This is a genomic window from Oceaniferula marina (assembly GCF_013391475.1).
Taxonomy (GTDB): Bacteria; Verrucomicrobiota; Verrucomicrobiia; order Verrucomicrobiales; family Akkermansiaceae; genus Oceaniferula; species Oceaniferula marina.
In genome coordinates, this window is sequence record NZ_JACBAZ010000013.1 from 50,256 (window position 1) to 63,270 (window position 13,015).

Sequence of the window (13,015 nt, forward strand, 5' to 3'; positions counted from 1 at the left end):
GTGAAAACCAGTGGGTTATACAGGGTGTCGGCTTAGCGGCAGCGTGCCAGAGTCGACAGCATGTAGCCGGTGCCGTAGGCGTAGTGGTAATTATACAAGGGGTAGTCCCACCAGGAGCCGTTTTTCTCCTGTTTCGGGATCAGGATGGCTGCCAGCTTTTCCTTCCACGGGCCTTGCTCTTCTTTGGGTAGGATGTGGATGCATTCGCTGGCGTAATAGTGGCCGTAGTAGTAAAAATAGCCGGCGACAGCAGCCGGAGCCTCATGTGGAACCGGGCGTTTGCGGCCGTGATCGAGCCAGCCTTGGCGGTCGACCAGTCGTTGCAGGAAGGTGCGGATGACGTCGTCGGTGACGGCGGTGTCATCGAACTTGCGCAGGGCGGCATTGCAGACCTGGGAGCGGCCGAGTGATCCAGCGGCGCGGTTGATTGGCAGGCGTGGGCGGCGTCGGTGTTCGCGGGCGTAGACGTAAGTGAAGTCGGCATTGCGTTGTTCCTGGATGCAGCGAATGCAGGTTTTGATCAGCCGTGGTGGTAGCTCCAGGTCCATCGTGCTGGCGGCATCGTGCATGCCGAGCAAGGCGGTTGCCGTGGTGAAGCTGGTGGGCATACCGGACGGCCGCACAGTATTTTGTTTGAAATCCAGGTAGCCAAACCCGCCGTTGATATCTTCGTAGCGCTTGAGCTTGGCGATCTGGGTGAGGGCCTGCTCTTTGTAGACCTTTCGTTTTTCCGGGTCGTCGTGGTAGCGGTAGAGGGAGGCCAGTGCCCTTAGGCCATAGGCGTGAGCCCAGATATTGTAGGTGGCTTTCGGGTTGATGCTGCGTGTTTTTGGCAGCACTTCGAGCAGCCATTGTTCACCTCGGGCAATGGACTTCAGGGTGTCGGGCCGTTGGTCACGGGATTCGAGCAGCCCGTGCAGGGCGAGTGCCGAGCTCGCGGTATGAAACGCCTGGTGGCCGTCTGGCAAGGGAGCGAAAATGTTCAGTCCCTTGGTGCGCGTCGGACCACCCCATGAGCCGTCCTTGTTCTGATGGCCGACCAGGAAATCGACGCCTTTGGTCATGGCGGATTCGAGATCCGGATTGGCCATGAGGCTGGATCCAAGCAGGACGAGGATGGCAAAGGTGCGCAGCATACCGGTGAGGCGTGTGATATTTTTTCGAGGGAAGGGAAGATGCCCGCCTACTTCTTGACGATGACCTGTCCTTTTTCCAGTCCCTTGGTAATGACCGCCCAGCTACTGCTTGAGGCACCAATGCTAACGGTGCGAGAGGCGGTTTTTCCGTCGGCCAGTTTGACTTGCACGCTGAAGCTGCCATCGGCTTCCTGGCTGATGTAGTCGCAGGGGACTTTCAGGGCCTTGTCGATTTTTGAACTGCTCAGTTTGACGGTGGCTTTCATTCCGGGCACGGCGAGTGAGCCATCTGGCAGGGATGGTTCCAAGGTGACGAGGAACTTACCGTTGGTTTGTGGACGACTGGCAACCTGGCTGAGTTTGACGGGGATGGTTTGATAGCGGTTGCTTTCGCTGATGGCGGTGCCACTTGGTTTGGCATGCAGTGCCTGAAGTTGGTTGGCTCCGGCGAATGCGGAGAGCTGGAGTGGGCTGTCTGCCGGGATGAAGGTCATCACGGTGGTTTTGGCAGGAAGTTTTCCACCTATTTTGAGGATCTTAGCAGCGGCTTCGGGAGACCAGTGGCCTTGTTCGATGCTGCCATAGTAGATGGAACCGTCAGCTGGGGCCACGATGTTCATCATTGCCCGGTCCGCTTTGAGTTTGGCCAGGTTCTCTTTGGCTTGTTCATCATCACGCTCGGCTTTGGCGACGGCGAGTCGCTTGAGCTCGAGTTCGCGTGGAAGCTGTGCTTTTGCCGAGGCGTTGGCAATCTGGGCATTTTTTAATGCAAGCTGGCTCGAGAGCAGTCGGCGTGGGATGACGGTGCTGAGTGCCTTTTCGGAGTCAATTTTTGCCTTTTTCAGGGCGATTTCCGAAGCCTCCACTGCATTCTGGGTGCGGGTCAGGATGATTTCCTCGGTTTCTTCAATTTTGTCATCCTCCTTATACATAATGAGGAGCTGCTTGAGTTCCTCTTTAATGTAGGAAAGTGCTTGCTCGGACTTTTTGACGGAATACTTGGCATCGGCGATGTCTTTTGGGTGGCCGATTTCAGTGTACCATTTCAGGTTTTCGGCCAGTTCCTTTTCGAGGCGGGCCGCATCTTCGAGTTTCCTTGGCGTGTTGATTTCGAGTTGTGCCAATTCGTGTTTCGCCTGGGCAAGTGTCAGTTCAGCGGATTTCCGTTGTTTTTCCACTTTGGCGATGTGCTTGTCGAGATTTTCGCTGTCGATGCCGATCAGGACATCTCCTTTTTTGACCACGCTGCCTTGCATGACCAAGCTGGTGATGGAGAAGTCTGTCCAAGCATCGGGTTGAATCCGGATGGCCAGGCTTTGAGAGGGAAGAAAGGTCGCTTGCAGCTCGGTGTCGATCTGGAAGGTTTTTTCTTCAACCGTGAAGTCGTCAGCGCGGGAAATCAGGCTGAGGGCGGGAAGGAGGATGGCGCAGGTAAGTAGGGTGTGTTTCATGGAAGGTCGGAAGGTCGGAATGGATGGGAGTCGGAGTAGAAGCGTCGCGGTTAATAGGATTTTTTTCGAGCAATCCAAATTGTGTGGGTTCGGCGTTTGCTTCCCTTGTGGGCTGCGGCGACCGCGTGTTCGTGGGCGTCGAATCCGGCTTTACGCAGTGTTCTGGTGAAAGCTTTATCGCTGCGTGCTGACCATACGGCGAGCAGGCCGCCTCCTTTCAATGCGTGTTGAATTTCACGCAGGCCTTTTAAGGTGTAGAGACTGTCGTTGTTCTTGCCGTGGAAGGCCGAGGGTCCGTTGTCAACATCGAGTAAAATGGCGTGGTACTCGGCATGGGCTTGGCGGATCAACTTCTGAACCGGCTTGATTTGGATGTCGATTCTCGGGTCGTCGAGTAGGCCTGGATTGAGGCTGGACAGGTGGGTGCGGTTCCAATCGACGATGGCGGAGGTGAGCTCGGCGACGACAAAGCGGGCCCGTTGCTTGTGGATCGTCCGGCTGGCGGCTGCCAGAGTGTATCCCATGCCAAGTCCGCCGATGAGGAATTTCGGCTGTTTGACCGGAGCAAAGGGACTGCATGCCAGTTCGGCGAGCGTTTCCTCGGATCCGTGGGAAAAGCTGGTCATCAGCTGTTCCCCCTGTGAGCAGATCATAAAGGTGCCGTCGTGTTCGATGAGTTCGAGGGATTCGCCTTCGGGAGTCGTGGTTTTTGCGATGTGCTTGTAAGGTTTCATGAGGATGTGGGAAAAGAAAAGTTAGGTCGTTTCTGTTATTTTTGGAACTTTGTCTTGATAGAGGCCTCGGTGATGTGCTAGGGTTCGTATGCTATGTCAGAAGAACCTCAAGAACAATCACAAGCTGTTGAACCGACGGCGCCCCAGTCACCTCCGCCTGCCGCACCTCAAGGTCCGGTTCCCGGAGCGGATAAAAAGATCCTGGCGGGAGTTCTCGGTATTATATTGGGTAGTCTTGGAATCCACAAATTTGTTTTGGGATACCAAAAGGAAGGCATCATTATGCTGGTGATTTCGTTGGTGAGTTGTGGTTTCGCAAGTCCGGTAATGGGAATTATTGGGCTGATTGAAGGAATCATGTACATCACTAAATCCGATGAGGAATTTGTGAATACCTATATTACAAATCAAAAGCCCTGGTTCTAGGCCACGGGCTCAATCTTTTTTTTGGTTGGTTGTTTCATAAACAGAGCACCCCGCTTGTTGATTCAGGCGGGGTGCTTGTTTTTAATGATTGAAAGGGGGGCGATGAGGAGCCCAATACGTGAAACTGTAATCGTCACCCCCTGAAAACCGTCTGACGGCTTTCAGATTTAGGCCAGTGCGGTGAGGCGGCGGCACACTTCCTCGACATTTTCGCGGGTGTTGAAGGATGAGATGCGGAAGTAGCCTTCACCGGCTGCTCCGAAGCCAGACCCCGGGGTGATCACGACCTGGGCTTCTTCGAGCATTTTGTCGAACATTCCCCAGGAGTCGACGCCTTCCGGGCACTGAACCCAGACGTAAGGCGCGTTTTCGCCGCCGAAGGTTTTGAGTCCGATTTCCTGACAGGTTTTCAGCAGCAAGGCCGCGTTGCCCATGTAGTGTTCGATCAGGGCGGAAACCTGGGCCTTGCCTTCCGGTGAGAAGACGGCGGCGGCTCCGCGTTGGACGGGATAGGAAGCACCGTTGAACTTGGTCGACTGGCGTCGGTTCCAGAGTGCGTGTAAGCTGACCTCTTCGCCGGTCGAGCTGGTTACGGTGAGGGATTTCGGGATGACGGTGTAGCCGCAGCGCACGCCGGTGAATCCTCCGTTTTTGGAAAAGGAGCGGAATTCGATGGCACAGTCGTGAGCGCCTTCGATCTCAAAGATCGAGTGAGGGATGGCCGGATCCTGGATGAAGGCTTCGTAGGCTGCATCGAAGAGAATGATCGAGCCGTTTTCCTTGGCGTAATCGACCCAGGCTTGAAGTTGCTCTTTGGTGGCAGTGGTTCCGGTCGGGTTATTTGGGTAGCAGAGGTAGATGAGGTCGACTTTTTCTTCTGGAATGGCCGGGGTGAACTGGTTGTCGGCGGTGCAGGGGAGGTAGACAAGCCCGTCGTAGGCTCCATTTTCATCGGCTTCACCGGTGTTGCCGGCCATGACGTTGGTGTCGACGTAAACCGGGTAGACGGGGTCGGTGATGGCGATTTTGTTGCCTGGGCCGAAGATGTCGAGGATGTTGCCTGTGTCGCACTTGGATCCGTCCGAGACAAACACCTCATCGGCGGAAATATTGAGCCCTGCGAACTGGTTTTCGATGATGGCATCGCGCAGGAAGCCATAGCCTTGTTCCGGGCCGTAGCCGTGGAAGGTTTCAGCGACCCCTTGTTCGTCGACGGCCGTTTTCATGGCGTCACGCACGGCCTGGGGCAGGGGTTCGGTAACGTCACCGATGCCACAGCGGATGAGGTCGCCGGTTTTGTCCGGGTTGGCTTCAGTCCAGTTGTTGACGCGGCGGGCGATTTCCGGGAAGAGATACCCGGCTTTCAGCTTGAGGAAGTTTTCGTTGATGGTCATGGGATTAAAATGGGTGATGGGTGATGGAAATTTGTGATTTGTGATTTGTGATTGGTAATAAATGGAGCGTGCCTTAGCGCTTGGTTTTACGGCGGGCAAGGATGATGATTGTAGTGGTAATGGCAAGAAAAACTACGGCGATGATGGCAAAGCCTTTCAGTAGTCGGTCGATGATGAGTTCGGTGCTTTCTTCCGGTTGGCTTGCGGGTGCCTGATAACCGGGGTCGGTTTTGAGCAAGACACATGCCTCATTGATCTCAACGCCCGAGAGACCTTGAAAAACCGGTCCGATTTCGGGGTCGTCGTAGACCGGTTTGAGTAGGGTCTCGGAGATGAATTGTTTGAATTGTTCGTGAACCTCACCGGCGTTATCGGATTGGATTGCGGTGATTTTGGGGAATGGGGCACCGTCGACGAGTTCGGGCTGAATAGTCAGGGTGGCATTGATGTAGCGATTTTCATCACTGCGCATGCGCGATTTGGTTGGAAATGAAATATCGGCGATGATGCCCGACTCGGTGATTTCGCGGATGTAGAGTTTTCCTTGGTGTGGTTTCAGGATTTCAAAGGTGGCGATGGCGAGGTTCATCTCTTCGGCGGTGAGGCGCATCTCGGCTTGGTGTCGGGCTTCGACGTTGTGGCGGAATCCGACCAGCTTGCTTTTGAGTTCGACCTGTTCGCTTTCCCTGCCTGAGGTGTCAACCATCTCGATGGATTTTGGTTTTTCATCCGTGAAGGACTCCACCATGTCCCGGGTCTGGAAGTAGGACCAGATCAGGAAGGTCACCATGCCTAGGGCGATGGTCCCGGCGATGATAAAGATCGAGCAGCCGGCAAAGGGGGAAAATTTTCCCTTGGTCGGATCGTTTTCTGGCTGCTGATCCTGATCGTCAAGTGCTTGAGGCTCAGTGCCGGTCGGCTGGGAATTGGACATGCAGGGGAGTTATGCTTTTTTTTGAGAAATTCACAGGATTTTTCAGGAATTATTGGGTCAGCGTGAAAATTCGGGGTTGGCATTTGAGTGTTCGGGCTTATGAGTTCGGCATGTCGAAGATTCTTGTTGGCCTTTCCGGGGGGGTGGATTCCGCTGTTGCAGCTGCGTTGTTGCTTGAGCAAGGGCATGAGGTAGCCGGGGGATACATGAAAAACTGGATCAACGAAGATGAGATTGCCGGTGAGTGCCCATGGGAGCAGGATGTGGAGGATGCTCATGCCGTGGCCAAGAAGCTGGGTATCGAATTCCGGGTGGTGGATTTAATTGACCAGTATCGTGGGCGTATCGTCGATTATATGCTTGAGGGATACCGCAGTGGGATTACGCCGAATCCGGACGTGTATTGTAACCGCGAGATGAAATTTGGTGTGTTTCTCGATTATGCCTTGTCGCAGGGCTTTGAGGCGGTGGGCACGGGGCATTATGCCCGGAGGCGGGAGCGGGCTGACGGCACGGCGGATATTTTGCGTGGTGCGGACCCGAATAAGGACCAGAGTTATTTTTTGTCGTTGATGGAGCAACGTCAGGCCTGGCACGCCCGATTCCCGTGTGGGGAAATGCTCAAGCCAGAAGTGCGCGATGTCGCCCGGCGCTTCGATTTGCCGGTGGCAGGGAAAAAAGACAGCCAGGGGATTTGTTTTATCGGCAATGTCAAGATGAGCGATTTTCTTCGCCATTATGTGCCGGATAGCCCGGGTGAGATTGTCGATCTCGATGGCAAGGTGCTGGGACGGCACAAGGGGCTGCACCTCTACACCCTGGGCCAGCGGAAAGGTCACGGCGTGGCCTCTCCGCGTGAGGGAATGGCCTATGTGGTGGTCGGTAAGGACGCCGAAAACAATCAGCTCATTGTCGGCTGGGATCAGCAGGACACACCGGGGCTCTATACCAAGAGCTGCGTTGTTGGCACTGTGTCATGGGTCAACAAAGCGGTGACATCGCCGCGTAAGATCGAGGCCCAGCCGCGTTACCGGGCGAAGAGTGAGCCGGTGATGGTGACTCCCCGGGATGACGGTAAGCTGGATGTCGAGTTTGTGCGGCCCCAACGGGCGGTGACCGCCGGGCAAATCTGTGCTTTTTACGAGGGCGGCACCTTGCTGGGTGGCGGGGTGTTTGAACGCTTATCCTAGGGCTCTGAGATTGGCAGAATGAAAACGCGCTTTGCTCCATCCCCCACCGGTCTTTTGCACCTCGGGCATGTCTATGCCGCCAAGTTTGCATTCGACTTGGCTCGCGAGCACGGCGGTTCGTTTTTGCTGCGTTTTGAAGACATTGACACCACCCGGGTGCGTGAGAAATACTACGCGATGATCGAAGAAGATCTGGTGTGGTTAGGATTTTCCTGGCAAGGATCTGCGCTTCGGCAGGTGGATCGCTTGGATGCTTATACCGATGCCTTGCAGCGATTGAAATCGCTCGGTGTGGTGTATCCTTGCTTTTGTACCCGACGCGAGATTCAGGAGGAAATGGCCGCGATGGCTCATGCTCCCCATGGCCCTGAGGGGCCACTTTACCCTGGGATCTGTAAGTCACTTTCCTCGTCGGAGCGTGAGCAACGACTGGCCAGAGGTGATTCGCATTGTTGGAGGCTGGATGCCGCAAAAGTGAGTGATGATCTAGGCCCTTTGTTTTTTGAAGATGTCTTACACGGAAGCATCGAGATGGATTTGTCGCTTCTCGGAGATGTGGTTTTGGCACGTAAGGACATCGCGACGTCCTATCATCTGGCGGTGGTGGTGGATGACGCTGCCCAGGAAGTGACGGATGTCACCCGGGGGGAAGACTTGCTGGCCTCGACCCATGTGCACCGGGCGTTGCAGTCGTTATTGGACTTGCCGGTTCCCCGGTATCATCATCACCGGCTTATTTGTGATGAAGAAGGCAAACGTCTCGCGAAGAGGGATGAGGCTTTGAGCGTCCGCCATCTGCGGGAGCAGGGGAAAACACCGGAAGAGGTGCTGCAGGAGATAGCTTTACATCTCCTTTACACACAGGATTGAGAAAGCGGACTACCTTCGGATCATCAAAGTAAGATGATCCGATGAAACGTAGAGAAATTGTCAGAATATTTGGAGGCACGGTGATTGCCGGAGCTGTTGGTTCGAAACTGATGGCCCATCCGGTCCGTCACCGTCACTGGCATCCACCAGTGTTGCCTCATGTCCGCCCTACACCGCACCCGTTGCCGCGTCACAGCCAACCGGTCGTTGTCCGCTCGGTTGATGTCAAGGCGACGATCGTGGGCCGTTTGGCAACCACGGTGATGACCATGGACTTACACAACCCAGGTCACCGTCAACAGGAGGCGGTGGTCATGATTCCAGTTGGCGTATCGGCCACCATCCGGGAGTTTGGCATGGAGGGTGCCCATGGCAAGTTTCCTGCCAAATTGATTCCACGAGAGGAGGCTCGCAGAATTTACGATGAAATTGTGCGCCGTTCACTCGACCCCGCGTTGTTGGAATTTGCCGGGAATGGTATGGTGAAGTCTTCGGTTTTTCCGGTTCCGGCAGGGGGCAGCAGCTGCATCCGTTTGGTGTATGAGGAAATGTTGGAGGTGGATGGTGAGCGGGTGGATTACACCTTGCTGCGGACGGAATCACCTCAGTATGCAGTCCCGTGGTCGGTTCAAATCGACTGGACCTTACCCGGCGGATTGGCCGGGGTGTATTCTCCGAGTCATGATTTGTTGGAACAACGAAAAGGCCCCAAGAGGATGGTTCTAACGAACCGGGGGAAGATGCAGCCTGGGAACTTGATGTTGTCGGCTACCCGACGGAAGAAGGATCATGTCACGGCCTCATTGATGGCTTATCCGTCGAACAAGGTGGGGCCGGGGGGCAAGGAGGATGGTGGGTATTTTCTCCTCTTGCTATCACCTCCTGAGCTGAAGGAAGAGACTGCAGTGAAGCGTGAGCTCACGCTGGTGATTGACAAATCCGGGAGTATGGCGGGAGGTAAGATGGATCAGGCATTAAAGGCCGCGAGTCAGGTGATCGAGGGGCTGGATGACGGGGAGTTTTTTAACATTCTGGTTTATAATGAAGCGGTGGAATCCTTTGCTGATCTTCCGGTGAAAAAAACAGCGCAAAGCCTGCTGGATGCCCGTGATTATCTGAGTGGCGTTCGGGTGAGTGGAGGGACCAATATTCATGATGCCTTGATGCGGGCGGTGCAACAGGATGTAAGCCCTGGCTCCTTGCCCATTGTCTTGTTTCTTACCGACGGGGTGCCCACGATAGGCCAGACCCATGAGAAAAAAATCAGAGACGGGGTGGCTGCCGCTAACCGGCATGGACGACGTATTTTTACCTTTGGCGTCGGGGTGGATGTGAATACTCCCTTGCTTTCGCGCCTTGCGGATGACAGTCGGGCAAGGGCATCCTATGTGTTGCCGAAAGAGGATGTGGAAGTCAAAGTCGCTAGAGTGTTTCGCAGGCTTTCCGGTCCGGCGCTCAGCGACCCGGTGCTTACGGTTCCCCATGAGAGAAAGAAGAAAGAGAAGAAGGTTGCCATGGTGAGTGATGTGCTTCCATCGCGACTCCCGGATATGTTTGATGGGGAGCAATTGGTTGTGTTAGGGCGTTACCGTGGAAAGAAAAACCTGCGCTTTCGGTTGACGGGTAAGGATAGCGGCGGTGAGAAAAAGTATCACTTTAACCTCTCGCTCAACAAAGCGAATCGGGGGAATGCCCATGTCCCGCGGTTGTGGGCAACGCGCAAGATAGCGCTGTTGACTGAGGCCCTGCGCGATCTTGGAGCTGGTAACGGATCCCCCGTGGATATGAACGATCCCAAGGTGCGCGAGTTGGTGGATGAAATTGTGCGGCTTTCCACTGAGCATGGAGTGTTAACGGAATACACGGCCTTCCTTGCGCGTGAAGGTATGGTGTTCACCAATCATATGCACCGCGAGGCGGTGGGCCGTGCATCGGCAGAACTTCAAAATAAGGCCGTGCAAAAAAGGTCCGGTGCGGCCTCGGTCAATCAGGACTGGAATATAGCACGTAGCAAATCCGCAACGCATTTGAACCGTGACAACCGATACCTGAACGACCAATTGGTTGATGATCGGGTGGATCAGGTGCGCCAGGTTGCTGACAAGGCATTTTACCGAAAGGGGAATGAATGGGTGGATGCCGACTTGGCAGGGAAGGAAATTGCCGCGGCTGATGCCAAGTTGGTGAATGTCTCCAGTCCGGAGTTTGCCGATGTGGTGAGCCGATTGGTTCAAGATCAACGTCAATCCTGCTTGGCACTTGGCGAAAATATCCGTGTCGTGATCGACCAGCAAACCTATCTGATTCAATCAGGTAAATAGTTCTAACAATTATGGTGTTTGGTGAACTTGCAAGCTCCATGAATCGAAGACCCTCAAGTTCTAACATTAATAATATCAAAATGATGAAAACGAATACCATGATGACCCTCGGAGTAGCTGTGTGCGCCTCCCTGTTGACTGCCGTGCCAGGTTTAGCCAAAGAAAAAGCTGGCAAGGAAGCTCCTCCTGCTGCAGTGGAGAAAAAGGAGGCTGCCCAAGCGAAAGTCCAGATTGCCATTCTGCTCGATACCAGCGGTAGTATGAGCGGACTGATCGAACAGACAAAAACCCAGCTGTGGAAAATGGTGAACACCTTTATTGGTGCGAAGCAAAACGGCCAGGTCCCTTATGTGGAAGTGGCACTTTACGAGTATGGCAAGGATAGTTTGAATGCGGAGACGCATTGGATCCGGCAAATTCAGCCTCTGACCCGTGATTTGGATGAAATCAGCAAGCAGTTGTTTGCTCTGAAAACCAATGGAGGCTCCGAATACTGTGGTGCGGTGATTCGTAGGGCGACCGAGGACCTGAAATGGGATCCTTCGAGTCAGGTTTACAAGGCGGTGTTTATTGCAGGGAATGAGCCGTTCACCCAAGGTCCGGTGAAGGTGGAGGATGCGGTCAAGGATGCGATTGCCCGTGGTGTGATTGTGAATACGATTCACTGCGGTGATGAACAGACCGGTATTAACACGGGTTGGAAACAAGGAGCGATGCTGGCCGACGGTAAATTTCTAACGATCGATCACAACCGGGCGGTGGTTCATATTGAAGCTCCCCAGGATGCGGAGATTGTGAAATTGAACGCGTCGCTGAATAAAACCTACATTGCCTATGGTCGGCGCGGTGCGGAGAAGAAGCATGAGCAAGCCGTGCAGGATAACAATGCTGTGGCCAAAGCTTCCAGCGGTGCCGTGGTCCAGCGTGCGGTGTCGAAGGGCAGCAGCAACTACTGGAATGCCAACTGGGACTTGGTGGATGCCAGCAAGCAGAAGGACTTCGATATCAGCAAGCTGGAGAAAAAGGATCTGCCGAAGGAGATGCAGTCGATGAGCGTGGAGGAGCGCAAGCAGCACGTGGCCAAGATGGCGAAAGAGCGGGCTGAAATCCAGAAGCAGATTCAGGAATTGAATCAGAAGCGTGAAGTTTACGTTGCTGCCAAGCGCAAGGAAATGGCCGAAGAGACAGGTGAGCAGACCCTGGATGAGGCCGTGGTTGGCACGGTTCGTGACCAGGCAAAGAAAAAAGGATACTCGTTCAAGTAGTGGATACTTGATGCCATATTTGATGCTTCCATTCTGGCGGTGTGCGAATTCCCCCCTTCGCACACCGCTTTTTTATGACGGACCGGTTTCTCAAAAGGTGGGTGACACATGCTTATCTTTGTTTGCTGGGTTATGAATCTGGATAACATGCCTGTAAAAAGCCTTGAGTTCGTTCCGTATGATGGCGGTAATGACGTCAGGCTTGCGGGTTACATCAAAGGTTCCGCCGCCCGTCCTCATATCAATTAAAACACGAAACATACGATGAACTATCAATGTACGACGATCTGGATTCTCTTGTCTGCCGTGACAGGTATTTGCTGTGCCGAACCGGCAACTCCTCTGCTCAAGCCGGAGATTAAGAAGTGGACCAAACCCAATGCGAAGGGGAAGGACGTCGAGTTCATGACCATTGATGGCGTGATGGTACACGAAACAGATGAAACCAAACAGCCCCAGCCGAAGGTGGTGACCCCTGGGAAGCCAAGCCGTGATGGAAAAGTTGGCACGGCCCCGTCCGATGCTATTGTTCTGTTTGACGGCACCGAGGAGTCCCTCCAGAACTGGACCGACACCAAAGGAGGATCGAGCAAATGGAAGCTTGTGGATGGAGCACTCGAGTCGGTGAAAAAAGCCGGGTATATCCAGACGAAGCAGAAATTCGGGTCCTGTCAGCTTCACGTTGAGTGGGCATCGCCATCGAATGTGAAAGGGAGTGGTCAGGGGCGCGGCAACAGTGGTGTGTTCCTCATGGGGACCTATGAGGTGCAGGTGCTCGATAACTATAACAATAAAACTTATCCGGACGGACAAGCTGGGGCTTTGTATGGGCGAAAAAAACCATTGGTGAATGCCTGCCTTGCCCCCGGAGAGTGGCAAAGCTACGATATCATTTTTCATCGACCCTTGTTTGACAAAGATGGCAAAGTAACGCGCAAGGCGACATTTACCGTGTTGCATAATGGGGTGCTGATTCAGGATCATGTTTTTCTGAGTGGAGCCACTTCCTGGCGCGGACCTCACTCGGTATCCGACTATGCGGCTCACGTGGATGCCTTGCCGATCAAGTTGCAGGACCATGGTAATCCGGTCCGATTTCGCAATATCTGGGTTCGCCCACTTGAAGATTAGCCGAGTAGCATCGGTGTGGTATCATACCATTTGAGTGGTTCGTTTGTCGGAATGGCGGTGTTCGTTTGGCCTTGAGTTCAAGGCGTGACAAAGGAATGTAGCGAGCTACATGACTGAGGAAAAACGCCGAAATCAAGCCAAAGAAATACCGCTTTTCATTCCC

The 13,015-nt window shown here is 54.1% G+C and carries 11 protein-coding genes; 6 read left to right on the plus strand and 5 right to left on the minus strand.

Features of this window, described 5'->3' with window-relative positions; all coding sequences use genetic code 11:
* Nucleotides 1–32 precede the first annotated feature (32 nt).
* The 3 genes from HW115_RS18025 to HW115_RS18035 are packed head-to-tail and all read right to left on the minus strand — an operon-like array spanning nt 33 to nt 3,321.
* Nucleotides 33–1,136: a prenyltransferase/squalene oxidase repeat-containing protein gene (locus HW115_RS18025; RefSeq protein ID WP_178934697.1), complete on the minus strand. Its 1,104-nt coding sequence runs from the start codon at nt 1,134–1,136 to the stop codon at nt 33–35.
* A 47-nt stretch (nt 1,137–1,183) separates the two neighbouring features.
* Entirely contained in the window at nt 1,184–2,587 is a 1,404-nt protein-coding gene (locus HW115_RS18030; protein WP_178934699.1) for a biotin/lipoyl-binding protein, read from the minus strand.
* Nucleotides 2,588–2,637: 50 nt separating this feature from the next.
* Nucleotides 2,638–3,321 (minus strand): spermidine synthase family protein, encoded by a 684-nt coding sequence (locus HW115_RS18035; RefSeq protein WP_178934701.1) that lies wholly within the window; start codon nt 3,319–3,321, stop codon nt 2,638–2,640.
* Nucleotides 3,322–3,414: 93 nt separating this feature from the next.
* On the opposite strand from HW115_RS18035, the gene HW115_RS18040 reads away from it, so the two are divergent.
* A complete protein-coding gene (locus HW115_RS18040; protein WP_178934703.1) occupies nt 3,415–3,747 on the plus strand; it encodes a TM2 domain-containing protein in 333 nt (110 codons plus the stop codon).
* Between the two features lie 167 nt (nt 3,748–3,914).
* On the opposite strand, the gene HW115_RS18045 is transcribed toward HW115_RS18040, so the two are convergent.
* Both HW115_RS18045 and HW115_RS18050 read right to left on the minus strand, forming a co-directional pair.
* Nucleotides 3,915–5,141 (minus strand): LL-diaminopimelate aminotransferase, encoded by a 1,227-nt coding sequence (locus tag HW115_RS18045; RefSeq protein ID WP_178934705.1) that lies wholly within the window; start codon nt 5,139–5,141, stop codon nt 3,915–3,917.
* 73 nt (nt 5,142–5,214) lie between these two features.
* Nucleotides 5,215–6,075 carry a hypothetical protein gene (locus tag HW115_RS18050; RefSeq protein WP_178934707.1) on the minus strand — a complete coding sequence of 287 codons (861 nt, stop codon included), beginning with the start codon at nt 6,073–6,075 and terminating at the stop codon, nt 5,215–5,217.
* A 110-nt stretch (nt 6,076–6,185) separates the two neighbouring features.
* Between HW115_RS18050 and mnmA the strand changes: the two genes are divergently transcribed.
* The 5 genes from mnmA (at nt 6,186) to HW115_RS18075 (ending at nt 12,852) form a co-directional block, all read left to right on the plus strand.
* Complete coding sequence (gene mnmA / locus HW115_RS18055) at nt 6,186–7,265, plus strand: tRNA 2-thiouridine(34) synthase MnmA (RefSeq protein ID WP_178934709.1); 1,080 nt, start codon at nt 6,186–6,188, stop codon at nt 7,263–7,265.
* Between the two features lie 18 nt (nt 7,266–7,283).
* The gene (gene gluQRS, locus HW115_RS18060; RefSeq protein ID WP_178934711.1) at nt 7,284–8,135 is read left to right on the plus strand and encodes a tRNA glutamyl-Q(34) synthetase GluQRS; all 852 of its coding nucleotides are present in this window, start codon (nt 7,284–7,286) and stop codon (nt 8,133–8,135) included.
* A gap of 41 nt (nt 8,136–8,176) precedes the next feature.
* The gene (locus HW115_RS18065) at nt 8,177–10,456 is read left to right on the plus strand and encodes a VIT domain-containing protein (protein ID WP_178934713.1); all 2,280 of its coding nucleotides are present in this window, start codon (nt 8,177–8,179) and stop codon (nt 10,454–10,456) included.
* 80 nt (nt 10,457–10,536) lie between these two features.
* Nucleotides 10,537–11,721 (plus strand): vWA domain-containing protein, encoded by a 1,185-nt coding sequence (locus tag HW115_RS18070; protein WP_178934715.1) that lies wholly within the window; start codon nt 10,537–10,539, stop codon nt 11,719–11,721.
* A gap of 264 nt (nt 11,722–11,985) precedes the next feature.
* Nucleotides 11,986–12,852 (plus strand): 3-keto-disaccharide hydrolase, encoded by an 867-nt coding sequence (locus tag HW115_RS18075; protein WP_178934717.1) that lies wholly within the window; start codon nt 11,986–11,988, stop codon nt 12,850–12,852.
* Nucleotides 12,853–13,015: the final 163 nt, after the last annotated feature.

Excerpts from the sequence above, each read along its gene's own strand:
- gluQRS (WP_178934711.1), top strand. The coding sequence starts at position 7,284 with ATGAAAACGCGCTTTGCTCCATCCCCCACCGGTCTTTTGCACCTCGGG.
- HW115_RS18030 (WP_178934699.1), bottom strand. The coding sequence starts at position 2,587 with ATGAAACACACCCTACTTACCTGCGCCATCCTCCTTCCCGCCCTCAGC.
- HW115_RS18050 (WP_178934707.1), bottom strand. The coding sequence starts at position 6,075 with ATGTCCAATTCCCAGCCGACCGGCACTGAGCCTCAAGCACTTGACGAT.
- mnmA (WP_178934709.1), top strand. The coding sequence starts at position 6,186 with ATGTCGAAGATTCTTGTTGGCCTTTCCGGGGGGGTGGATTCCGCTGTT.
- HW115_RS18035 (WP_178934701.1), bottom strand. The coding sequence starts at position 3,321 with ATGAAACCTTACAAGCACATCGCAAAAACCACGACTCCCGAAGGCGAA.
- HW115_RS18045 (WP_178934705.1), bottom strand. The coding sequence starts at position 5,141 with ATGACCATCAACGAAAACTTCCTCAAGCTGAAAGCCGGGTATCTCTTC.
- HW115_RS18070 (WP_178934715.1), top strand. The coding sequence starts at position 10,537 with ATGATGAAAACGAATACCATGATGACCCTCGGAGTAGCTGTGTGCGCC.
- HW115_RS18075 (WP_178934717.1), top strand. The coding sequence starts at position 11,986 with ATGAACTATCAATGTACGACGATCTGGATTCTCTTGTCTGCCGTGACA.
- HW115_RS18025 (WP_178934697.1), bottom strand. The coding sequence starts at position 1,136 with ATGCTGCGCACCTTTGCCATCCTCGTCCTGCTTGGATCCAGCCTCATG.
- HW115_RS18040 (WP_178934703.1), top strand. The coding sequence starts at position 3,415 with ATGTCAGAAGAACCTCAAGAACAATCACAAGCTGTTGAACCGACGGCG.
- HW115_RS18065 (WP_178934713.1), top strand. The coding sequence starts at position 8,177 with ATGAAACGTAGAGAAATTGTCAGAATATTTGGAGGCACGGTGATTGCC.